Raw genomic sequence first — 21,865 nt, 5'->3', positions numbered from 1 at the left:
AAAATTTTTTTGAAATAAGTGAAGCCGCTATGCGGCTTTCACCGTTTAAAGGGGTTATTAAATCGCTTAGATTATTCTATTTTTGTCTATTAACCTTCCCTTTTAAATTCTCGAAAAATGAAACCACACAGATTGGCTTTCTTCGCAATTCTATTATTTGTTACGATATATTCGCATGCGCAGGACTATGCATTCAAAGTTCTTGTCAATAAAGGTAAAAACGAATTGAAGTCGGGAAATAACTGGCAACAGCTTAAGGTTGGATCTAGTTTGAAGTCGGCGGATGAACTTAAGGTTTCTGAAAATTCATATTTAGGTTTGGTGCACGTGAGTGGTAAGGCGTTGGAATTAAAACAATCCGGAAATTATAAGGTAATGGAGTTGGCTGCAAAAGTTAATGGCGGCTCAAGTGTGCTGAACAAATACACTGACTTTATTCTTAGTTCAGCAACATCCCCCAAAAACCGATTGGCAGCAACAGGGGCAGTAGATAGAGGAGACGATAATATAGAAGTTTATCTCCCTAAACCTGAGAATGCAGTTGTTTATAACAATAACGTTATTATTCAATGGGATGCAGAAAAAGCTCAAGGCCCTTATGTCGTGAAATTTAACAGCATGTTTGATGATGAATTAGACAAAATTGAAACGAAAGAGAATAGTATATCTATCGACTTGAACGATCAAAATTTTGTGAATGAAGACAACATTATCGTGGAAGTGTCTTCGGCTTCCGATAAAAATAAAATTTCAAAAAGATATACCCTTAAGAAATTATCTAAGGCAGATACCGAGCGTATAAAGAACGAATTGAGTAAGATTTCAAATACGACTGCTGAACCGAATGCTCTTAATAAATTATTGGTTGCCGGGTTTTATGAGCAAAACAACCTGCTGATAGATGCAGGCACTGCGTATATCGAAGCAATTAAATTGGCAGCCGATGTTCCACAGTATGCGGAAGCGTACAATGACTTCTTACTTCGCTATAACATGAAGAAGGCGCCCAAAAAATAGCCTACGTTTGAGCAACGGACCCGAAAGCTGCCCTTAAGGCAGCTTTCGCTTTTTTAATGGATTTGGCTAAAAGCATTAATGTTCTATTTTTGTGCTTCTCAAAAAAAATCAGGACCATGAGTGTATTGGTAAATAAAAATTCACGGGTAATTGTACAAGGGTTTACAGGCTCCGAAGGATCCTTTCATGCCGGTCAAATGATCGAATACGGAACCAATGTTGTAGGAGGAGTGACTCCTGGCAAAGGAGGCAGTGAACACTTAGGTCGTCCTGTATTCAATACAGTTAAAGAAGCGGTCGAAAAAACAGGGGCTGATGTGTCAATTATATTTGTTCCCCCGGCATTTGCTGCGGATGCCATTATGGAAGCGGTTGAAGCCGGAATTAAGGTGGTCATTACCATAACGGAAGGGATACCTGTGAAGGATATGATGGTGGCAAAGAAATACCTGCAAAACAAAGGGGTGAAACTCATTGGCCCAAATTGTCCAGGAGTAATAACACCTGGGGAAGCAAAAGTAGGAATTATGCCAGGTTTCGTATTTAAAAAAGGACGAATAGGTATTGTTTCGAAATCGGGTACCTTAACCTATGAAGCGGCCGACCAAATTGTTAAAGCAGGCTTGGGAATATCTACAGCAATTGGTATTGGAGGGGATCCCATTATCGGTACACCAACGAAGGAAGCAGTAGAGCTTTTAATGAATGATCCCGAAACCGATGCAATTGTAATGATAGGAGAAATCGGAGGAAACTATGAGCCTGTAGCCGCGCGATGGATTAAAGAGCAAGGAAATAAAAAGCCTGTCGTAGGATTCATTGCTGGTCAAACGGCACCTGCGGGAAGAAGAATGGGACATGCCGGGGCGATCATTGGAGGCGCTGAAGATACTGCAGCAGCCAAGATGAAGATTATGGAAGAATGCGGAATAACAGTCGTCGATTCTCCAGCGGAGATCGGTGAAACAATGCTAAAGGTATTGAGGTCCAAATAGGTTCACCTAAAAACTTGTTTTAAACTCTTTCTCAAGGTATTCATTCAGGCTGTTTAGCCCGCGTAACATACTTAACTTTTCAGGTGTTTCATCTGCATTATCGTTCTTGTAAAGAACTTCAATGAAAAGATCACTCAGCATATAAATGTAAATTTTCCGGCCTCCTTTCAACCGGGTGCCAAGAGCGATACCCTTCCTCTTTAAGTAGCTTACTTGCTTCTCAAGGGACAGTCGGCTGAAGAAAAACCTAAGTAGCATAACACACTTTTGTTAGTATGATTACTACGAGACGAATTTTAAGCCAGACTCAAAAACCGCCAAAACATGATGATAATCGGCCTTAAAATTTAAACCGTTCTAATATTGGGAAACAGTTTTGCTAAATTAATACTGGCTAATCGCATTGTTTGGTAACCGTCTCATCCTTTACCTCGCCGAACCACACCAAGCCGTATTCCTTGTAGATACCAATTCCGATTGCGTTCCATTTAACATTACTCCAGGTTCCGCTATTAATTAATAGCGGATTATGCCCCGGGCTAATTTTCCATCCATCAATGCCTTCTTTGGCATTTGCTCCCAGAGAACTGTAATAGGCAATTTCATAACCATTTCCGCTATAACCAGCAATTTCTTGGGGTTTAGTCCACATGCACGTTGCTTCTTTGTGATCATTGGTATAGCAGCACGAAGTCCATTTCCCCTTTTCAGACCAGCTGTGCGGATTACATCGATTTTTAGGATTAAAGTCGTAATGCTCTGATAAGTCCCTGGCATGCGTCTGTGCTACCAGCGTCAGCTTGGATGAAAGGGGTATGGATTCTAATTTTTTGCCCTTTCTATATTCCATAATCAGATTGTAGAGCTTTTTTTCTTCCGGAGAGAGACAAACCTCGTTAACGACAGTTCTTTCATCGAAACCAGTCATTAGTAAAATCAACAGTAAAAGTGGTGCAAACGATCTCATAAGTAGTATTTCTCCATTAACGATTATCATGTAAAAAATATCCTTCGTTTGTGACCTTATTTTTTTAATTTTCCGGCCGCAAAAAAAAGGGGCAGTTCTGCCTTAGCATAAAAATATAACCACTGCATAAAATGAGCGATCAGAAAATCAGCATCCGTAATGGCAAACTTAATGTACCTGACAGTCCAACAATTCCTTATATAGAGGGCGATGGTACAGGTATAGATATTTGGCCCGTTTCTCAACACGTTTTTGATAAGGCGGTTGAAAAGGCATACGGAAGCAAACGCAAAATTAATTGGAAAGAAGTATTAGCAGGCGAAAAGGCATTTAATAAAACTGGCAATTGGCTCCCTGAGGAAACATTAAACGTGTTCAAGGAATACCTGGTTGGCATAAAAGGACCACTAACAACGCCAGTCGGCGGCGGAATTCGTTCCTTGAATGTAGCCTTGCGGCAAGAATTAGATTTATATGCATGCGTACGTCCGGTACGTTGGTTCAAGGGCGTTCCTTCGCCTGTACGAGAGCCACAAAAAACGGATATGGTATTGTTCCGCGAAAATACCGAGGACATCTATGCAGGAATTGAATTCCAGGAGGGAACTGAAGAGAACAAAAAGTTTATGCAGTTCTTTAAAGAGACATTCCCAAAAGGTTATAAAAAAATTCGTTTCCCCGAAAGCTCTAGCATTGGTATTAAACCGGTCTCCAAAGAAGGAACAGAGCGATTAGTTAGAGCGGCGTTAGAATTTGCGTTGACTCATAAAAAGCCCAACCTTACCTTGGTTCACAAGGGTAACATCATGAAGTTTACCGAAGGTAGTTTCAGAGACTGGGGATATGCGCTGGCGAAAAGAGAATTTGGTGCCGTCGACTTGGATGGTGGTCCTTGGCAAGTGATCGAAAAAGATGGGCATAAACTCATCATAAAAGATTCTATTGCTGATGCGTTCTTACAACAAATACTACTTCGTCCTGATGAATATTCTGTCGTTGCAACGCTCAATCTGAATGGTGATTACATTTCAGATGCATTGGCAGCTATTGTTGGGGGTATAGGTATCGCACCGGGTGGAAATGTCAACTATGTTACGGGCCACGCCATCTTCGAAGCAACGCATGGTACGGCTCCAAAATATGCTGGGCAGGACAAGGTAAATCCAGGTTCAGTGATACTTTCCGGCGTCATGATGTTTGAATACATGGGATGGTTAGAAGCTGCAGACCTGATATACAAAGGTCTTGAAGCGTCCATCTCTAAGAAACGTGTTACCTATGATTTCCACCGCCTGATGGAGGGAGCTACATTATTGAAATGCTCTGAGTTTGGCGAAGAGATCGTGAAAAATATGTGATTGAAATATTTCTTCAAAAAAATAAAGCGCTCTAAAGGCGCTTTATTTTTTATTTCTAAAAGTTCAGCATTTTAATAGCACTGATTGCAGCTTCTTCACCTTTGTTGCCTAGTTTTCCTCCCGCCCGATCCAAGGCCTGCTGATGATTTAAAGTGGTAATAACTCCAAAAATTACTGGTTTTCTTGTCTTTAAACCTGCCTGGGTTATTCCATACGAAACAGACTGGCAGATGAAATCAAAATGTGGGGTGTCGCCTTGAATTACGCAACCAAGACAAATTACTGCGTCAATTTTTTTATCTTCTGCCATCCACAAGGCACCCAAAGACAATTCGAAACTGCCGGGGACATTCTTGCGAATGATGTTTTCTTTCTTAACCCCATGTTCAATCAAACTTGACCATGCTCCTTCGTATAGGGCCTCAGTTATCTCTGCATTCCATTCCGCTACGATGATCGCAAAATTTTTCTTAGAAAGGTTGACCTTTGATTTTACTTTACCTGACGTTAATGGGCCTGCCATAGTAATTTGTGAGTCTATCGTGAAATAAAAAAGGGATAGAACGAAATCTATCCCTTGAATGATCTTGAATATCTTAAGAATTAGGTTCTAGGCGCGCTTTATATTTTCGTGCATTTTGATACTCCGAGGAATCCCAATATTCATTAATGATTTTGTCGTACGCCTCTCTGGCCTTATCGGGCTGATTTAATTTTTCATAGGCCAGTGCTTCCTTCATTAAATAACTGGGCGAAAAATATTTGTTAGGCTTATGGTTCGCTGCCTTGCTATAGTATTTCGCAGCATCATCATACTTTTGTTCTTCCATGTAGCTGTCTCCTACCAGGCTGTAGGCGCGTGCCTGAACAAGCAGATCATTCGCACTGAAGTCTTCCAGGTATAGCCGCGCTAATTCAAATTTTCCTTGCTTCAGGTAAGTCACACCCGCGTAGTAGTTCGCCAAATTCGCAGCGTCTGTTATTCCAAATTCATCAATGATTTGTAGGAAGCCTAAATTGTTACCATCGCCATTAAGCGCCTTGTCCAGACTATCGGCTTCAAAGTAATAAACCGCCTGAAACATTTCCTTTTGCGCTAAGTCGTTTTGATTATTCTTATAATAATTGAAAGCAAAATAGCCCCCAACGATAATTAGAATAGCCGCAGCAATACCTACTACAATCTTAGGGTTCTGCTCAAGCCAATTCTCAGCACCTTCTAATTTTTCCTTTAGGGCTTCCGGGTTTTCGAGAAGTTCGTGTTTGTGTTCTTCCTTTTTAGCCATTGTATTTTATATTATTCCAGGGAAACCAAGGAATCAATTCTTTCGCGATAAATAAATAATTATTCCGAATAAAACTTCGGAGGGGCGCAAAACTACAAATTAGATGATTCTAAACAAAGCTGTCCTAATCCAGAATAAATGGATAATCCGATTGAACGTAAACATCGGTCAATGCCTCCGATGGATCCGGAAAATTTGATTCTTCTGCAAACTTCACGCTTTCATCCACCTGACCCACTATCTTTTGGTCAATAGCCTCAAGATCTTTTTCAGTAGCAAATTTTTTATCAAGAATAGCTTGTTTCACCACCTCGATTGGATCGCGTTGTTTATACTGTTCAACCTCTTCTTTGGTTCTATATTTTTGCGGATCTGACATGGAGTGACCCTTGTAACGATAAGTTCTGAACTCAAGAAGTGTGGGGCCTTCGCCTTTCCGGGCTCTTTCGGCCGCGCGTGCTACAGACTTATGAACCTCCTCCACTTTCATCGCATCTACAGGTTCCGACGGCATATCATAAGCGTCGGCCAAAGTATAAAGATCAGTTACGTTAGAAGTCCTCTTTACTGAGGTACCCATGGCGTAACCGTTGTTTTCAATAACAAAAATGACCGGTAATTTCCATAACATCGCCAGGTTTAAAGCTTCATGGAAAGCACCTTGGCGTACGGCGCCGTCTCCCATATAGCATATGCACAAATTGCCTGTTTTATTATATTTTTCCGCGAAAGCAATACCAGCACCTAGCGGAACCTGGGCCCCTACGATTCCATGACCTCCAACAAAGCCAACATTCTTATCGAAGATGTGCATGGATCCACCTTTACCTTTTGTGGTTCCGGTTTCTTTTCCATAAAGTTCTGCCATGATAGCCTTTGGATTTGTACCCAACGCCAGAGGATGACCATGGTCCCGGTATGCAGTAATCCATTTATCACCTTTTCTTAAGGCTGTTACCGCTCCGGACGCACAAGCTTCCTGACCTATATATAAATGACAAAAACCTTTAATCTTTTGCATTCCATAAAGCTGTCCGGCTTTTTCTTCAAACTTGCGCATCAACTGCATGCTTTCATACCAATACAGGTATGTTTCTTTAGAGAATTCAGTCGCATCATTCTTTTTAGCACCAGCCGGCTCGTTCTTCGCTTTGGTTGTCGTAGGCATATCCCTATTTTTGGATTCGAGTTGCGAAATTAATTCCCAAACGAACATTCGCCAAACTTTCATCCATTAATTCCTTTCATGCATCTTGAAACCCTCCATCTTTTAAGTTTTAAGAATTATTTAGACGAAAATTTGCGTTTTTCGCCTCGAATCAATGTTTTAGTCGGAAAGAATGGAAGTGGCAAAACCAATTTACTGGATGCCATCTACTACCTGGGCTTCACAAAAAGCGCTTTTTCCTCTTCAGACCAGCAATGTATTACACAGGGCAACTCGTATTTCTTTATAAAAGGAGTGTTCAAGAACGATTCGACAACTAAAGAAGTAACCAGCACCGTTCAACTTGGCGCCAAGAAAATATTTCGGGAGGATTCGCTCGAATATCAAAAATTAAGTGAACACATAGGAAAGTATCCTATTGTGCTAATCGCGCCCGACGATGTGTATTTGGTAAATGAAGGAAGTGAAGGGAGAAGAAGATTTTTTGATGGCATAATTTCTCAATTGGATAAAATATACCTCGAAAACTTAATACAATATAACCAAGCCCTAAAGCTACGAAATGGACTTTTAAAGCTTTATGCTGAACGGGGATCAGCAGTGGATTGGATTGCATTCGAGTCATATGACAAGTTATTAAGTACATTGGGCGACTCAATTTTTAAAAGAAGGTCTGCCTTTATCATTGAATTTTCGCCAGTATTTCAAAAATATTACCACTTTCTCGTAGAAAATTCTGAATCGGCAGAGGTACAGTATAATTCGGAATTGAAGGGAAAGACATTTAGTGCAGGTCTGATGGATGTTAGGCCCCGCGATGTAGCTTTGCAACGAACAAATTTCGGCATACATAAAGATGATTATGATTTCATATTGGGGAATGAAGCCTTAAAAAGATATGGCTCTCAAGGACAGCAGAAATCTTTTGTGATTGCCATGAAGTTAGCCCAATTTGAAATACTTGATTTACATAAAGGCTTTAAACCAATTTTATTACTGGACGATATTTTTGATAAATTGGACGACTTTCGGATTGCCCGGTTGTTAGAACTAATCAAATCAGAATTCGGCCAGCTTTTTATAACAGATGCACGTCCTGAGCGAACCAGGGGATTGTTAAATCATATAAACGTACCATCTACTGTCTTCAATATCGATCAAGGAAAGGTCACTCTATATGAGCAACAAGAAAAATGAATTTCAATCTGTCGGTCAGGCCATTCGAGACTTGCTCAATTCCTACCGCCTTACAAATAAGTATGATGAAGCGAATATCATCGAATCCTGGGAACGGCTGGTAGGAAAACCAATAGCAAGCCGAACCAGAAAGGTGTTTATTAAAAATAAAGTTCTTTTCGTAGAATTTGACTCGCCTACAATGAGGCATGACTTCTCCCTTCATAAAACCGAAGTACTGGCGCTTTTTCGGAAAGAATTTGGAGAAGGCGTGATCACAGAAATTATCGCTATGTAAATAATAGATCAATTATATCTACCTGTAACGCTGTCCTTACATTAAAAAAGGTGAGGTATCTACTCGATTATAAGTTAAATTCTGAGTATAAGTTTTGAAAAAGTGTAAAAGCGTATAATTTTGCACTCTCTTTTTAAAAAAGCCTCCTGAAGCTTCGGGAGGCTTTTCATTCGTTCTTAAAAATATTGTAGGGGGAATACCAAAGCGGCCAACTGGGACAGACTGTAAATCTGTTGTCTTATGACTTCATAGGTTCGAATCCTATTTCCCCCACGTGTCCGCCGAAGCTGTGGCAAAGGTGGACCCTCCTCGCCAAGGAGTACTGCGGCGGGAAAAGTATTTGTTGTAGTTATGGTGAGTTTGGTAATACCGGACCGCACCTAAATTACGGCAGACAATGCGGGAGTAGCTCAGTTGGTAGAGCGATAGCCTTCCAAGCTATAGGTCGCGGGTTCGAGCCTCGTCTCCCGCTCTTTTTTGAGCCGTTGTCCGTTAATGGTTAATCGTTAGTTGTAACACACGGTTAACGATTAGCGGATAACCAGTAACGGCAAGCAAAGCTGTTGTAGCTCTCCGGATAGTTATCCGGAGGTAGCCATGGCGCCGGTAGCGCCAAGTCGTGAGGGCAGCGAAAAATAAGCTGTTGTAGCTCAGTGGTAGAGCACTTCCTTGGTAAGGAAGAGGTCGTGAGTTCAATCCTCATCAACAGCTCTCGGTTGCTGAGGCTAGCCGTCACGGGGATGTGATTGGTTTTGAGAGTGAAGAAAAAAATAAAACAGAAACTTCTATACTTTAAATTTTAACAGGGATTTTCAAATATGGCTAAAGAAACATTCGATCGTTCTAAACCCCACGTAAACATTGGTACCATCGGTCACGTTGACCACGGTAAAACCACACTTACCGCTGCAATAACAAAAGTTCTTTCGTCAAAAGGACTTGCTTCTATGCGCGATTTCTCGTCAATCGACAATGCGCCAGAAGAAAAAGAAAGAGGTATTACAATCAATACTTCACACGTTGAGTATGCTACAGAAAAAAGACACTATGCTCACGTGGATTGCCCTGGTCACGCAGACTATGTAAAAAACATGGTTACGGGAGCAGCTCAGATGGACGGAGCGATTTTAGTAGTAGCTGCTACTGATGGTCCTATGCCTCAAACTCGTGAACATATTCTTTTGGCTCGCCAGGTAGGGGTGCCTGCACTTGTGGTGTTTATGAACAAAGTGGATTTGGTTGATGATGCTGAGTTATTAGACTTGGTTGAAATGGAAGTTCGCGAATTGATGTCAGCGTACAGCTTCCCTGGCGACACGATGCCTGTAATTAGAGGATCGGCGCTTGGAGCACTTAACGGTGAGCCTAAGTGGGTTGAGAAAGTGGAAGAATTGATGACGGCCGTTGATGAGCATATTCCGATTCCGGTTCGTTTGGTTGACAAAGACTTTTTGATGCCTGTTGAAGACGTATTTTCTATCACAGGTCGTGGAACAGTTGCTACTGGTCGTATCGAGCGTGGTGTTATCAAGACTGGTGATCCTGTACAAATCTTAGGTATGGGCGCTGAGAACTTGACTTCGACTATCACTGGTGTGGAAATGTTCCGTAAGATCCTCGATAGAGGAGAAGCTGGTGATAACGTAGGTTTATTGCTTCGCGGTATTGAAAAAGAGCAGATCAAAAGAGGGATGGTTATTTGTAAACCTGGTTCTGTTACACCTCACGCTAAATTCAAAGCTGAAGTTTACGTGTTGTCAAAAGAAGAAGGTGGTCGTCATACGCCATTCTTTAATAAATATCGTCCTCAATTCTATTTCCGTACCACTGACGTTACTGGAGAAGTAATGCTTCCAGCCGGTGTAGAAATGGTTATGCCTGGCGATAATATCTCTATTGAAGTACAATTGATCAATAAGATTGCTATGGAAAAAGGTCTTCGTTTTGCAATCCGCGAAGGTGGCCGTACTGTAGGATCTGGACAGGTGACTGAAATTTTAGACTAATAAGTTAAGGTAAAGACGAAGGCGTTTCTGAAATATTTCAGGAACGCTTTTGTTTTCTTACCTATTGTTCTACCTTTGCAGTCCTTTTGGGCTGAGGGTATCGGGTGCGGCTCAAAGGGATTGAGCAATCGCATAAAAAACGTTTTGTAAAGGTAAAGTTCGGACCCGAAAATGCTTTCGGGGCGGTAGAATAGCTGGATAAACCAGTTTCAACCAGGGCTGAATCAAAAAATAATAAACGGGTGTAGCTCAATTGGTAGAGTAGCGGTCTCCAAAACCGTTGGCTGGGAGTTCGAGTCTCTCCACCCGTGCAAATCCAGAATTATAATGGACAAAGTAAAGACCTATATCGGAGAATCTTGGGATGAGATCAAGAACAAAGTGACTTGGTCCAAGTACAGTGAACTGCAAGGCAGTGCTATTCTCGTGTTGGTGGCTTCCACCATCTTTGCTGTAGTTATAGGTGCAATTGACTGGGTTTTCAAAACCGGTCTTGGTTGGTTTTATAGAGAATTTTAATGCAGAAGGTAATGGCCGAACTGAAATGGTATGTTCTCAGGGTCGTCAGTGGCCAGGAAAAAAAGGTTAAGTCCTATTTGGAAACAGAGATCGAGCGTTCAAAGCTTACTGATTTTATTCCCCAGGTGCTGATCCCTTCTGAAAAAGTATACGAAATGAGAAACGGTAAGAAGCGTGTTCGTGAGCGCAACTTCTTTCCGGGTTATGTTCTTATTTCAGCCGACCTCTCAAATGGAGAGGCCTATCATGCTGTGAATAGTATTCCTGGTGTGATTGGATTTCTCGGCAACAACGGTACCGGGGCTTCCAAGGATCCCGTTCCTCTTCGTCAATCAGAGGTGAATAGGATTCTCGGTAAAGTTGATGAGATTGACGAATTCGAGGAAAAACTCGATACACCATTTATTAAAGGTGAATCTGTTAAAGTAATGGATGGTCCATTCAGCGGATTTACCGGAACAGTTGAGGAGATTTTTGAAGATAAAAAGAAACTCAACGTGATGGTGAAAATTTTCGGTCGGAACACTCCGGTCGAATTAAGTTATATGCAGGTAGAAAAGCTAGATTAAGATAACAATGGCGAAACAAATTACAGGTTATCTGAAATTACAGGTAAAAGGAGGTCAGGCAAATCCCGCTCCCCCAATAGGACCTGCGTTAGGTAGTAAAGGTCTTAACATCATGGACTTTTGCAAACAATTCAACGCACGTTCTCAAGATAAGCAGGGTCAAGTATTGCCAGTGTTGATTACAATGTATAATGACAAGTCTTTTGATTTTGTCATCAAGACTCCTCCGGCTGCAGTGTTAATTTTAGATGCCGCGAAAAAACAAAAAGGCTCAGCTGAACCTAACCGTACTAAGGTAGGGTCGATAACATGGGCGCAAGTAAAAACTATTGCAGAAACGAAAATGCCCGATCTCAATGCATTCAAAGTTGAGTCGGCCATGAAAATGGTAGCAGGAACTGCAAGAAGTTTAGGAATTACAGTTTCAGGTACTCCCCCTTGGGAAAAATAATTAAAGCGATGGCAAAAATTTCTAAAAACAGAAAGGCGGTCCTTGCGAAATACAGCCCTGAAAAGGAGTATTCCCTGGAAGATGCTTCAAAACTTTTAAAAGAAATCAGTTTTACAAAGTTTGATGCTTCCGTAGATATCGATATTCGGTTGGGTGTTGACCCTAAAAAATCTGACCAAATGGTTAGAGGCGTGGTTGCGTTACCTCATGGTATCGGTAAAACTGTTCGTGTACTTGTGCTTTGTACTCCTGATAAAGTCCAGGAAGCAAAGGATGCAGGCGCTGAACATGTAGGCTTGGATGAATTCATCCAAAAGATTGAAGGTGGCTGGACGGATATCGATGTGATTATCTGTACCCCTACCGTTATGGCGAAGGTTGGTAAGCTGGGTAAGATACTCGGACCACGCGGCCTTATGCCAAATCCTAAATCAGGAACTGTTACGCTCGAAGTCGGTAAAGCCGTGAAAGAAGTAAAAGCGGGTAAAATCGATTTCAAAATTGATAAACAAGGTATTATTCATTGTAGCGTTGGAAAAGCTTCCTTCTCGGCCGATAAAATCCGGGACAATGCTGCAGAAATGATTAATGTCGTGGCAAAGCTCAAACCGGCATCAGCAAAGGGTACTTACTTCCAAAGTATCACTTTGTCAACAACAATGAGCCCTGGTATTGCAGTTGATAGGAATTCAGTTGCTGGTATTTAAGTATTAAAAGACATGACCAGAGAAGAAAAATCACAAATTATAGACGAGCTTTCTACTAAGTTTGCTGATAACAAGCACTTCTATATTACGGACGCATCAGGATTTACTGTTGAACAAGTAAATAATTTTAGAAGGTTGTGTTACAAAAGCGGAATAGAATATAAGGTATATAAAAATACACTTATCCGAAAAGCTCTCGAAAAACAAGATGGTGTTGATTATACACCACTTTTCAAGACATTGCATGGGTTTTCAGGAGTCCTATTCTCCAAAGAAGCCGGTAATGTACCAGCCAAGGTTATCCAGGAATTTCGAAAGAAACTTGACGGAAAACCAGTACTAAAAGCTGCATCTATTGATTCAGATCTCTATATAGGAGACGAGAATGTAAAAACGCTGAGCGAGCTTAAATCTAAAAATGAGCTTATCGGCGAAGTTATCTCCCTACTTCAATCACCTGCGAAAAATGTACTCTCTGCGCTTCTTAGTGGAAAGAATACAGTTGCCGGATTGGTTAAAGCATTGGAGGAACGTGGAACTAAATAATTATTGAACAAAGAATTTAATTAAACTTTACTAAAATGGCCGACATCAAAGCACTCGGAGATCAACTGGTTGAACTCACTGTAAAAGAGGTAAATGAATTAGCGACTTACCTGAAAGAAACTCATGGCATTGAACCGGCTGCAGCTGCTGTTGTAGCAGGTCCTGCTGCTGGTGGAGGTGGTGGTGCTGCCGCTGCTGCTGAAAAAACTAATTTCGACGTAGTATTAAAAGCTCCTGGCGCTAACAAACTTCAAATTGTTAAGTTAGTGAAAGAACTTACTGGCCTTGGCTTAAAAGAAGCTAAAGATTTAGTTGATGGAGCTCCTAAAACTATTAAAGAAGGATTACCAAAGGACGAAGCAGAAAATCTGAAGAAACAACTTACTGAAGCAGGCGCTGAAGTAGAGTTGAAATAACCTTCTGAATGACGAAGGGCTACGTCTAACAGATACCTGGTTAGACCCCGTGGCTGTCCTGATTATGGTCGGGAGCAGCGGGGTCTATTCCTATTTTGTACCCTACAAATAATATTACTTGTTCTCCGTCTAGGATCTCAGTACTTTAAACGTTAAAACACCTTGGCAAAGAAGACTATAAACGGTAGAATCGATTTCTCTCAAAGCGAGAGAGTCCTTGACTATCCCGATTTTCTGGATCTTCAACTCCAGTCTTTCAAAGATTTTTTACAAATCGAAACTCCAGCCGAAAAAAGACAGAATGAAGGTCTTTATAAGGTTTTCGCGGAAAACTTCCCAATAAGTGACTCGCGCGAAAACTTTGTGTTGGAGTTCGTAGATTATACAATTGATCCTCCTAAATATAATGTTGATGAGTGTATCGACAGAGGATTGACATTCTCAGTGCCTTTAAAAGCAAAACTGCGACTAACTTGTAACGATGAGGATAATGAAGATTTCCAAACCATCGAGCAGGAGGTTTTTTTAGGTAATATTCCATACATGACTGAAAAGGGCTCCTTTGTAATCAATGGAGCCGAACGTGTTATTGTTTCTCAATTGCACCGTTCGCCAGGGGTGTTCTTTGCAATGAGTAAACACACCAATGGTACTAAGTTGTATTCAGCCCGTATCATTCCATTCAAGGGTTCATGGATTGAATTCGCAACGGATGTGAATGCAGTAATGTATGCTTACATTGACCGCAAGAAAAAATTCCCCGTCACTACATTGCTTCGCGCAATTGGTTACGGTTCAGATAAAGATATCCTTGATCTCTTCGGATTGTCTGAAGAAGTAGAGGCTTCAAAGAATACCTTAAAAAAAGTTGTTGATAGAAAACTTGCCGCCCGGGTTCTTAAAACCTGGACAGAAGATTTTGTGGATGAAGATACCGGTGAAGTTGTATCTATCGATCGTAACGAGGTATTGTTGGAGCGTGATCACACCATCACTTCAGAAGATGTTGATGTAATTCTTGACTCTGGTGTTAAATCAATCATCCTTCATCGGGATGATATTAATATCGCCGACTACCATATTATTTTTAATACACTGGCAAAAGATACATCCAACTCTGAAAAAGAAGCTGTTGAATATATCTATCGCCAGTTAAGAAATACAGAAGCTCCTGATGAACAAACTGCTCGTGACATTATACAGAGCTTGTTCTTCAGTGAAAAACGTTATGACCTGGGCGAGGTTGGTCGATATAGAATTAACAAAAAACTTGGCCTCGATCTGAGCTTTGACCATCGCGTTCTAACGAAGGATGATATTATCCTGATTGTAAAATATCTTATCGGCTTAATCAATTCGAAAGCTGTTGTCGATGATATCGATCACTTGAGCAACAGAAGGGTTAGAACAGTAGGCGAACAGTTGTATTCACAATTTGGAGTTGGTCTTGCGCGTATGGCAAGGACTATCAAAGAAAGAATGAACGTTCGGGATAATGAAGAATTTAAGCCGGTTGATCTGATCAACGCGCGTACATTGTCTTCGGTTATCAACTCATTCTTCGGAACGAATCAGCTTTCTCAGTTTATGGATCAAACCAATCCACTTGCTGAGATTACGCATAAGAGAAGAATGTCGGCACTCGGTCCAGGTGGTCTTTCACGTGAACGCGCCGGCTTTGAGGTTCGTGACGTGCACTATACGCACTATGGCCGTCTGTGTACTATTGAAACTCCCGAAGGTCCGAATATCGGTTTGATATCGTCCCTTTGCGTTCACGCAAAGGTTAATAAAATGGGATTCATCGAGACGCCTTACCGCAAAGTTGAAAATGGTAAGGTAAAAATGAAAGACCAAGTGATCTTCCTCACGGCAGAAGAAGAAGACACCCATTACATCGCGCAAGCAAAAGTAGCGCTAAAGCCTACCGGAGAATTTATTGAAGAAAAAATAAAAGCTCGTTTTGAAGGCGACTTCCCTGTTATCGAGCCAAAAGATCTGAAATACATGGATATCGCGCCGAACCAAATCGTGTCGGTTGCAGCATCTATGATTCCGTTCCTGGAGCACGACGATGCTAACCGTGCATTGATGGGTTCAAACATGCAACGTCAGGCAGTTCCGTTGATCAGGCCAGAAGCGCCTATTGTTGGTACAGGCCTTGAAGGACGCGTGGCATTGGATTCGCGAGCCCTGATCCTTGCGGAAGGCAACGGAACAGTTGAGTTTGTTGATGCTAAGAAGATTACTATAAAATACGAGGTATCGGAAGAACAACAGCTTACAAGTTTTGAAGATGAATTCAGAACCTATAGCCTTATCAAGTTCAGAAGAACCAACCAGGATACCTGCATCAATCTTACACCGCTTGTCAGAAAAGGTGAAAAGGTTGTAAAAGGTCAGCCACTCTGCCAAGGATACGCTACTGAAGCCGGAGAACTCGCTCTCGGACGAAATTTGTTGGTGGCCTACATGCCATGGCAAGGATATAATTTCGAGGATGCTATCGTTATCTCCGAACGGGTAGTCCGTGATGATGTTTACACATCTATTCACATTGAAGAGTTTGAGCTAGAGGTTCGCGATACAAAACGTGGTGAAGAAGAACTTACTTCTGAAATACCAAATGTTAGCGAAGAGGCTGTAAAGCATCTGGACGAAAATGGAATTATCCGCATTGGCGCTGAAGTAAGAGAAGGTGATATTCTGATCGGCAAGATCACTCCTAAAGGGGAAACAGATCCAACACCAGAAGAAAAACTTCTTCGTGCAATATTTGGCGATAAAGCTGGTGATGTGAAAGATGCATCATTAAAGGCACCTCCATCATTAAAGGGCGTGGTTATAGAAACAAAATTGTTCTCTCGCCCTAAACGTGATAAAGACGTACGCACAAAATCTAAAAAGGAACTGGATGCACTTAAGAATAAGTACAGCAAACAACTTTCAGATTTACGTGAAGAGATGATTAAGAAACTCACCCATTTGTTGAATGGAAAAACAAGTAGTGGTGTGAAACATAAATTCGGTGACGAACTCATCACGAAGGGTGTTAAAATATCTGCGAAGGTTATTGAGAATAATCTTTTCCCGGATAAAAATATCTATCGCGATGAAAGCAATTACAATGTTCCTGAAGAAGTAAACCTTATTGCTGACATCAGTCTGGAAAACTGGACTACCGATGAACATACCAATGAGTTGGTTAGCCAAACGGTTAAGAATTACCTACTAAAACGCAATACGATTTCAGGAGAATTTAAGCGTGAAAGATTTACGCTTGAAGTTGGAGATGAACTTCCGACAGGCATTGTGCAATTGGCAAAAGTCTACGTTGCTAAAAAACGTAAGCTGAAGGTGGGAGATAAAATGGCTGGCCGTCACGGGAACAAAGGTGTTGTAGCCAGAATCGTTCGTGAAGAAGATATGCCATTCCTGGAAGATGGAACTCCAGTGGATATTTGCCTTAATCCTCTTGGTGTACCATCGCGTATGAACCTGGGCCAGATTTATGAAACCGTGCTCGCTTGGGCAGGACATAAGCTTGGAAGAAAATATGCTACTCCAATTTTTGATGGAGCCTCTTTGGACGATGTTCAGAAAGAACTTGCTGAAGCTGGACTGCCAGCATATGGAAGAACGTATTTGTACGATGGATTGACCGGTGATAAATTCGATCAACCCGTTACAGTGGGCATGGCATACATGTTGAAATTGGGTCACTTGGTTGATGATAAAATGCACGCGCGTTCTATCGGACCTTACTCCCTCATTACGCAACAGCCGCTGGGTGGTAAAGCACAATTTGGCGGACAACGTTTTGGTGAAATGGAGGTTTGGGCGATTGAAGCATTCGGTGCATCGCATATCCTCCAAGAAATCCTGACGATTAAATCGGATGATGTGATTGGCCGTGCAAAAGCTTACGAAGCTATCGTAAAAGGTGAGAATATGAGGAAACCGAATATTCCTGAATCGTTCAACGTACTCGTGCATGAACTCAGAGGCTTGGCCCTTGAGATCACGATGGACTAAACATTTAACTTCAAACTTTAAACTGAAAACTTAAATATGTCTTTCAGAAAGAATAAAAAGATCAACAGCGACTTCTCCAAAATCACCATTAGCCTGGCCTCCCCAGAATCTATTCTGGAGAGCTCACACGGTGAAGTAACGCAACCGGAAACTATCAACTACAGAACATACAAGCCTGAAATGGGTGGGTTGTTTTGTGAGCGGATATTTGGTCCTGTGAAGGATTGGGAATGTCACTGTGGAAAGTATAAAAGAATACGCTATAAAGGTATTATTTGCGATCGCTGCGGTGTTGAAGTAACGGAGAAGAAAGTAAGACGCGAACGCATGGGCCACATTGAGCTCGTCGTACCAGTTGCTCACATCTGGTATTTCCGGTCACTGCCCAACAAGATAGGATATCTTCTTGGTCTTGCTACAAAAAAGCTTGATCAGATCATTTATTATGAGCGTTATGTAGTGATTCAACCTGGTATCAAAGAAGAAGATGGTGTTAAGAGATTAGACTTCCTGACCGAAGAAGAATATCTGGATATCATTGATAAACTTCCACGCGAAAATCAACTGCTGGATGACAATGATCCTAAGAAGTTCATTGCTAAGATGGGTGCAGATGCATTGGAAATGTTATTGGGAAGAACTCAACTCGATCAGCTTTCTTATGACTTAAGGCATCAGGCTGCAACAGATACGTCGCAACAGAGAAAAGCGGAAGCTTTAAAGCGTCTTAAAGTTGTTGAAGCTTTCCGGGATGCAAGAACGCGCATTGAAAACAAGCCTGAGTGGATGGTGATCAAAATGGTACCTGTCATTCCGCCAGAGTTGCGTCCACTCGTACCGTTGGATGGTGGTCGTTTTGCTACATCTGATTTAAATGACCTCTACAGACGCGTTATTATTCGTAACAATCGTTTAAAGAGACTAATTGATATTAAGGCTCCTGAAGTTATTCTTCGCAATGAAAAGCGGATGCTTCAAGAAGCAGTTGATTCATTGTTCGACAATTCAAGAAAGGTGAATGCAGTTCGTTCTGATGGAAATCGTGCATTGAAATCATTAAGCGATATGCTTAAAGGAAAACAAGGTCGTTTCCGTCAAAACTTGCTCGGTAAACGTGTTGACTATTCGGGCCGTTCGGTTATCGTCGTTGGTCCTGAATTGAAGCTTCACGAATGCGGTCTTCCAAAAGACATGGCTGCAGAGTTATTCAAGCCATTCATTATCCGGAAGCTTATTGAAAGAGGAATCGTAAAGACCGTGAAGTCAGCAAAGAAAATTGTTGACCGCAAGGATCCTGTTATATGGGATATATTGGAAAATGTATTGAAAGGACATCCCGTTCTTTTGAACCGTGCTCCGACGCTGCATAGACTTGGTATTCAAGCATTCCAACCAAAGTTGATTGAAGGGAAAGCTATTCAGTTGCATCCGTTGGTTTGTACAGCTTTTAACGCTGACTTCGATGGTGACCAGATGGCTGTTCACGTTCCGCTTGGACAAGAGGCAATTCTTGAGGCTTCAATGTTGATGTTATCTTCACATAACATTTTAAATCCAGCCAACGGTGCGCCTATCACTGTTCCGTCACAGGACATGGTATTAGGACTTTATTACTTAACAAAAGGAAGAAAGGGAACCCCTGAGCACCCTATTAAGGGCGAAGGCAAAAAGTATTATTCTGCTGACGAAGTGATCGTTGCTTTTAACGAGGGCAAACTCTCTAAGCATGCTAATATTAAAGTACGTGCAAAGGTAAAGGATAAAAAAACCGGCGAGTTAACCTTTAAGATGATCGATACGGTTGCCGGCCGTGTGATCTTTAATCAAAACGTTCCTGAAGAGGTAGGATTTGTAGATGAACTTTTAACGAAGAAAAAGCTACAAACCATCATAGCAGATGTATTCAAGGCAGCAGGGCAATCTAAGGCAGCAAAATTTTTGGATGATATCAAGGAACTTGGATTCCAGATGGCATACAAAGGCGGCTTGTCGATGGGATTGAATGACGTGAAAGTTCCGGATGAAAAGCAAAAGTTAGTTGCTAATGCGCAAGAGGAAGTTGATGGTGTGTGGAGCAACTACATGATGGGTCTTATCACTGATAACGAGCGTTATAATCAGGTTATTGATATTTGGACACGTACCAATACACTTCTTACCAATACGCTGATGAGGCAGCTGGAGGAAGATCAACAAGGCTTTAACTCCATTTACATGATGATGCACTCAGGAGCCCGCGGTTCCAGAGAACAAATCCGTCAGTTGGGTGGTATGCGCGGTCTGATGGCTAAGCCTCAAAAGAACTTAGCAGGATCTGTTGGTTCTATCATCGAAAACCCTATTCTTTCAAACTTTAAAGAAGGGTTGGATGTATTGGAGTACTTTATCTCTACGCACGGTGCGCGGAAAGGTCTTGCAGATACAGCTTTGAAAACAGCTGATGCAGGTTACTTAACCCGTAGGCTAGTGGATGTTGCTCAAGATTTAGTAATAACAGAGGAAGATTGCGGAACATTGCGTGGTCTTAAAGTAACAGCCCTTAAAGATAATGAAGATATCGTCGAGCCACTGTCAGAAAGAATTGTCGGACGTGTAACGGTACATGCTATCTATGATCCGCTCACAGAAGAAATGATCTGCGAAGCGAATGAAGAAATTACGGATGAGCTGGCGAAACGCATCGAAGATACCAATATCGAAGAAGTTGAGATTAGGTCATTGCTTACATGTGAATCACGGATAGGGGGTTGTGCAAAATGTTATGGAAGGAACTTGGCAACCGGTAAAATGGTACAGTCAGGTGAAGCCGTTGGTGTTATTGCAGCGCAATCTATTGGTGAGCCTGGAACACAGCTTACACTTCGTACTTTCCACGTTGGGGGTACTGCTTCCAACATTGCTGTTGAAGCAAATATTAAGGCTAAGTTCGGTGGCGTTTTAGAATTTGAAGGTATCCGCGTTATAGATACCACAGATCGCGATGGCAAAGCTGTGAAGGTTGTGATGGGACGCACAGGTGAAATCAGAATTCTTGATAAAGAAAAGAACCGTGTATTAATTACCAACCACGTTCCCTACGGAGCGTTCCTTCAGGTTGAAGACGGACAAAAAGTAGAAAAAGGTGATGAGCTTTGTAACTGGGATCCTTACAATGCGGTAATTCTTTCGGAATTTGATGGTACCATTGAATATGAAGCCATCATCGAAGGTATTACTTATAAGGAAGAATCGGATGAGCAGACAGGTCACCGTGAAAAAGTAATTACTGACACAAGAGATAAAACAAAGAATCCTTCCATCATCGTAAAAGGCAAAACTGAATCTAAGGGATATAACATTCCTGTAGGTGCTCACTTAGCTGTTGATGAGGGAGAAAAGATTAAAGCTGGTCAAGTAATGGCGAAGATTCCGCGTACAATGGGTAAATCCAGAGATATTACCGGGGGTCTTCCAAGAGTAACTGAGTTGTTCGAAGCTCGAAACCCTTCGAATCCGGCTGTAGTCAGTGAGATTGACGGCGTAGTTACGTATGGTGGTATTAAGAGAGGTAATCGTGAAATATTTATTGAATCCCGCGATGGTGTTCAAAAGAGATATCTCGTGCCCCTGTCGAAACACATTCTCGTACAGGATAATGACTTTGTGAAAGCAGGTCAACCTTTATCTGACGGATCCATAACACCTTCTGATATTTTGTCAATTAAAGGCCCGACGGCAGTGCAGGAATATTTGGTGAATGAAATTCAGGAAGTGTACCGCTTGCAAGGTGTGAAGATCAACGACAAACATATCGAAGCTATTGTTAGCCAGATGATGCAGAAGGTGGAGATCATTGATCCAGGAGACACAAGCTTCCTTACCAACGAGTATGTTGACAAACTTCAATTCAGGGAAGACAACGACGCCATGCTTGATAAGAAAGTGGTGATTGAGGCAGGTGATTCTCAGGTATTAAAGCCTGGTCAAATCATTAATGCCCGTGAACTGAGAGATGAAAATTCTGTTTTGAGAAGAAAAGATCAAAAACTGGTTGAAGTTCGAGATGCTATGCCTGCAGTATCAAGGCCGACACTCCAAGGTATTACACAGGCTTCTTTGAAAACTGAAAGCTGGCTTTCAGCCGCGTCTTTCCAGGAGACTACCAAGGTTCTTAGCGAGGCTGCCATTCGTGGTAAAACCGACTGGTTGATGGGCTTAAAGGAGAATGTGATCGTTGGTCACCTTATCCCGGCTGGAACAGGTCAACGGAAGTACAACGATATTATCGTGACGCACAAGGATGAGTATGAAGCGATGACGGCATCTAAGGAAAGAGCGCGCGATCGGGAGAAGGAACTTCAAGATTGATAAA

Annotated in this window: 19 protein-coding genes and 4 tRNA genes; 18 read left to right on the top strand and 5 right to left on the bottom strand. The window is 41.8% G+C overall.

The genetic code is table 11. The features are described 5' to 3' along the window. The first annotated feature begins 117 nt into the window (after window positions 1–117). Together P2W71_RS03530 and sucD are read left to right on the top strand one after the other, a co-directional pair. Entirely contained in the window at window positions 118–1,017 is a 900-nt protein-coding gene (locus P2W71_RS03530; protein ID WP_276367087.1) for a hypothetical protein, read from the top strand. A 116-nt stretch (window positions 1,018–1,133) separates the two neighbouring features. Beyond that, window positions 1,134–2,012, top strand: coding sequence for a succinate--CoA ligase subunit alpha (gene sucD / locus P2W71_RS03525; RefSeq protein ID WP_276367084.1), 879 nt, complete (start codon window positions 1,134–1,136; stop codon window positions 2,010–2,012). Between the two features lie 6 nt (window positions 2,013–2,018). Here sucD and P2W71_RS03520 read toward each other — a convergent pair whose 3' ends face one another. Beyond that, window positions 2,019–2,270: a hypothetical protein gene (locus tag P2W71_RS03520; protein ID WP_276367082.1), complete on the bottom strand. Its 252-nt coding sequence runs from the start codon at window positions 2,268–2,270 to the stop codon at window positions 2,019–2,021. Between the two features lie 136 nt (window positions 2,271–2,406). Continuing rightward, entirely contained in the window at window positions 2,407–2,979 is a 573-nt protein-coding gene (locus tag P2W71_RS03515; protein ID WP_276367079.1) for a CAP domain-containing protein, read from the bottom strand. Window positions 2,980–3,110: 131 nt separating this feature from the next. On the opposite strand from P2W71_RS03515, the gene icd reads away from it, so the two are divergent. Then, window positions 3,111–4,337 (top strand): NADP-dependent isocitrate dehydrogenase, encoded by a 1,227-nt coding sequence (gene icd / locus P2W71_RS03510; RefSeq protein ID WP_276367076.1) that lies wholly within the window; start codon window positions 3,111–3,113, stop codon window positions 4,335–4,337. A 55-nt stretch (window positions 4,338–4,392) separates the two neighbouring features. Here the strand turns inward: icd and ribH are convergent, their stop codons facing one another. The 3 genes from ribH to pdhA all read right to left on the bottom strand — a co-directional run bounded on the left by ribH (window position 4,393) and on the right by pdhA (window position 6,791). After that, a complete protein-coding gene (ribH, locus tag P2W71_RS03505) occupies window positions 4,393–4,860 on the bottom strand; it encodes a 6,7-dimethyl-8-ribityllumazine synthase (RefSeq protein ID WP_276367074.1) in 468 nt (155 codons plus the stop codon). Window positions 4,861–4,933: 73 nt separating this feature from the next. Further along, complete coding sequence (locus P2W71_RS03500) at window positions 4,934–5,623, bottom strand: tetratricopeptide repeat protein (RefSeq protein ID WP_276367071.1); 690 nt, start codon at window positions 5,621–5,623, stop codon at window positions 4,934–4,936. 124 nt (window positions 5,624–5,747) lie between these two features. Beyond that, window positions 5,748–6,791: a pyruvate dehydrogenase (acetyl-transferring) E1 component subunit alpha gene (pdhA, locus tag P2W71_RS03495; RefSeq protein ID WP_276367069.1), complete on the bottom strand. Its 1,044-nt coding sequence runs from the start codon at window positions 6,789–6,791 to the stop codon at window positions 5,748–5,750. A gap of 78 nt (window positions 6,792–6,869) precedes the next feature. On the opposite strand from pdhA, the gene recF reads away from it, so the two are divergent. The 15 genes from recF to rpoC all read left to right on the top strand — a co-directional run bounded on the left by recF (window position 6,870) and on the right by rpoC (window position 21,861). Next, complete coding sequence (gene recF / locus P2W71_RS03490; RefSeq protein ID WP_276367067.1) at window positions 6,870–7,988, top strand: DNA replication and repair protein RecF; 1,119 nt, start codon at window positions 6,870–6,872, stop codon at window positions 7,986–7,988. After that, window positions 7,969–8,265, top strand: a complete 297-nt coding sequence (locus tag P2W71_RS03485; protein ID WP_276367065.1) for a DUF721 domain-containing protein — start codon at window positions 7,969–7,971, stop codon at window positions 8,263–8,265. The genes recF and P2W71_RS03485 overlap by 20 nt, the downstream gene beginning before the upstream one ends. 190 nt (window positions 8,266–8,455) lie before the next feature. After that, window positions 8,456–8,538 (top strand) — tRNA-Tyr (locus P2W71_RS03480). Window positions 8,539–8,664: 126 nt separating this feature from the next. Beyond that, a tRNA-Gly gene (locus P2W71_RS03475) sits at window positions 8,665–8,737 on the top strand. Between the two features lie 167 nt (window positions 8,738–8,904). After that, window positions 8,905–8,976: transfer RNA gene (locus P2W71_RS03470), tRNA-Thr, on the top strand. A 107-nt stretch (window positions 8,977–9,083) separates the two neighbouring features. Then, entirely contained in the window at window positions 9,084–10,271 is a 1,188-nt protein-coding gene (gene tuf / locus P2W71_RS03465; protein ID WP_276367062.1) for an elongation factor Tu, read from the top strand. 238 nt (window positions 10,272–10,509) lie between these two features. Continuing rightward, a tRNA-Trp gene (locus P2W71_RS03460) sits at window positions 10,510–10,582 on the top strand. Between the two features lie 16 nt (window positions 10,583–10,598). Further along, window positions 10,599–10,790, top strand: coding sequence for a preprotein translocase subunit SecE (gene secE / locus P2W71_RS03455; RefSeq protein ID WP_276367059.1), 192 nt, complete (start codon window positions 10,599–10,601; stop codon window positions 10,788–10,790). A gap of 11 nt (window positions 10,791–10,801) precedes the next feature. Then, window positions 10,802–11,359, top strand: a complete 558-nt coding sequence (gene nusG, locus P2W71_RS03450) for a transcription termination/antitermination protein NusG (protein ID WP_276367056.1) — start codon at window positions 10,802–10,804, stop codon at window positions 11,357–11,359. A gap of 7 nt (window positions 11,360–11,366) precedes the next feature. Further along, window positions 11,367–11,810, top strand: coding sequence for a 50S ribosomal protein L11 (gene rplK / locus P2W71_RS03445; RefSeq protein WP_276367053.1), 444 nt, complete (start codon window positions 11,367–11,369; stop codon window positions 11,808–11,810). Window positions 11,811–11,818: 8 nt separating this feature from the next. Beyond that, on the top strand, window positions 11,819–12,517 hold the full coding sequence (rplA, locus tag P2W71_RS03440; RefSeq protein WP_276367050.1) for a 50S ribosomal protein L1: 699 nt from the start codon (window positions 11,819–11,821) through the stop codon (window positions 12,515–12,517). 12 nt (window positions 12,518–12,529) lie between these two features. Beyond that, window positions 12,530–13,063 (top strand): 50S ribosomal protein L10, encoded by a 534-nt coding sequence (gene rplJ, locus P2W71_RS03435; RefSeq protein ID WP_276367048.1) that lies wholly within the window; start codon window positions 12,530–12,532, stop codon window positions 13,061–13,063. Between the two features lie 35 nt (window positions 13,064–13,098). Then, entirely contained in the window at window positions 13,099–13,479 is a 381-nt protein-coding gene (gene rplL / locus P2W71_RS03430; RefSeq protein WP_276367045.1) for a 50S ribosomal protein L7/L12, read from the top strand. Window positions 13,480–13,641: 162 nt separating this feature from the next. Further along, window positions 13,642–17,514, top strand: coding sequence for a DNA-directed RNA polymerase subunit beta (gene rpoB / locus P2W71_RS03425; RefSeq protein WP_276367043.1), 3,873 nt, complete (start codon window positions 13,642–13,644; stop codon window positions 17,512–17,514). Between the two features lie 36 nt (window positions 17,515–17,550). Beyond that, window positions 17,551–21,861, top strand: a complete 4,311-nt coding sequence (gene rpoC / locus P2W71_RS03420) for a DNA-directed RNA polymerase subunit beta' (RefSeq protein ID WP_276367041.1) — start codon at window positions 17,551–17,553, stop codon at window positions 21,859–21,861. The last annotated feature ends 4 nt before the right edge of the window (window positions 21,862–21,865 follow it).

The organism is Chryseolinea sp. H1M3-3 (assembly GCF_029360725.1).
In the GTDB taxonomy this organism is placed as follows: domain Bacteria; phylum Bacteroidota; class Bacteroidia; order Cytophagales; family Cyclobacteriaceae; genus Chryseolinea.
This window is presented reverse-complemented; position numbering and strand designations above follow the sequence as displayed.

Excerpts from the sequence above, each read along its gene's own strand:
- P2W71_RS03485 (WP_276367065.1), top strand. The coding sequence starts at position 7,969 with ATGAGCAACAAGAAAAATGAATTTCAATCTGTCGGTCAGGCCATTCGA.
- recF (WP_276367067.1), top strand. The coding sequence starts at position 6,870 with ATGCATCTTGAAACCCTCCATCTTTTAAGTTTTAAGAATTATTTAGAC.
- icd (WP_276367076.1), top strand. The coding sequence starts at position 3,111 with ATGAGCGATCAGAAAATCAGCATCCGTAATGGCAAACTTAATGTACCT.
- rpoC (WP_276367041.1), top strand. The coding sequence starts at position 17,551 with ATGTCTTTCAGAAAGAATAAAAAGATCAACAGCGACTTCTCCAAAATC.
- pdhA (WP_276367069.1), bottom strand. The coding sequence starts at position 6,791 with ATGCCTACGACAACCAAAGCGAAGAACGAGCCGGCTGGTGCTAAAAAG.
- rplK (WP_276367053.1), top strand. The coding sequence starts at position 11,367 with ATGGCGAAACAAATTACAGGTTATCTGAAATTACAGGTAAAAGGAGGT.
- P2W71_RS03530 (WP_276367087.1), top strand. The coding sequence starts at position 118 with ATGAAACCACACAGATTGGCTTTCTTCGCAATTCTATTATTTGTTACG.
- ribH (WP_276367074.1), bottom strand. The coding sequence starts at position 4,860 with ATGGCAGGCCCATTAACGTCAGGTAAAGTAAAATCAAAGGTCAACCTT.
- rplL (WP_276367045.1), top strand. The coding sequence starts at position 13,099 with ATGGCCGACATCAAAGCACTCGGAGATCAACTGGTTGAACTCACTGTA.
- P2W71_RS03500 (WP_276367071.1), bottom strand. The coding sequence starts at position 5,623 with ATGGCTAAAAAGGAAGAACACAAACACGAACTTCTCGAAAACCCGGAA.
- P2W71_RS03520 (WP_276367082.1), bottom strand. The coding sequence starts at position 2,270 with ATGCTACTTAGGTTTTTCTTCAGCCGACTGTCCCTTGAGAAGCAAGTA.
- tuf (WP_276367062.1), top strand. The coding sequence starts at position 9,084 with ATGGCTAAAGAAACATTCGATCGTTCTAAACCCCACGTAAACATTGGT.
- rplJ (WP_276367048.1), top strand. The coding sequence starts at position 12,530 with ATGACCAGAGAAGAAAAATCACAAATTATAGACGAGCTTTCTACTAAG.
- P2W71_RS03515 (WP_276367079.1), bottom strand. The coding sequence starts at position 2,979 with ATGAGATCGTTTGCACCACTTTTACTGTTGATTTTACTAATGACTGGT.
- sucD (WP_276367084.1), top strand. The coding sequence starts at position 1,134 with ATGAGTGTATTGGTAAATAAAAATTCACGGGTAATTGTACAAGGGTTT.
- rplA (WP_276367050.1), top strand. The coding sequence starts at position 11,819 with ATGGCAAAAATTTCTAAAAACAGAAAGGCGGTCCTTGCGAAATACAGC.
- secE (WP_276367059.1), top strand. The coding sequence starts at position 10,599 with ATGGACAAAGTAAAGACCTATATCGGAGAATCTTGGGATGAGATCAAG.
- nusG (WP_276367056.1), top strand. The coding sequence starts at position 10,802 with ATGGCCGAACTGAAATGGTATGTTCTCAGGGTCGTCAGTGGCCAGGAA.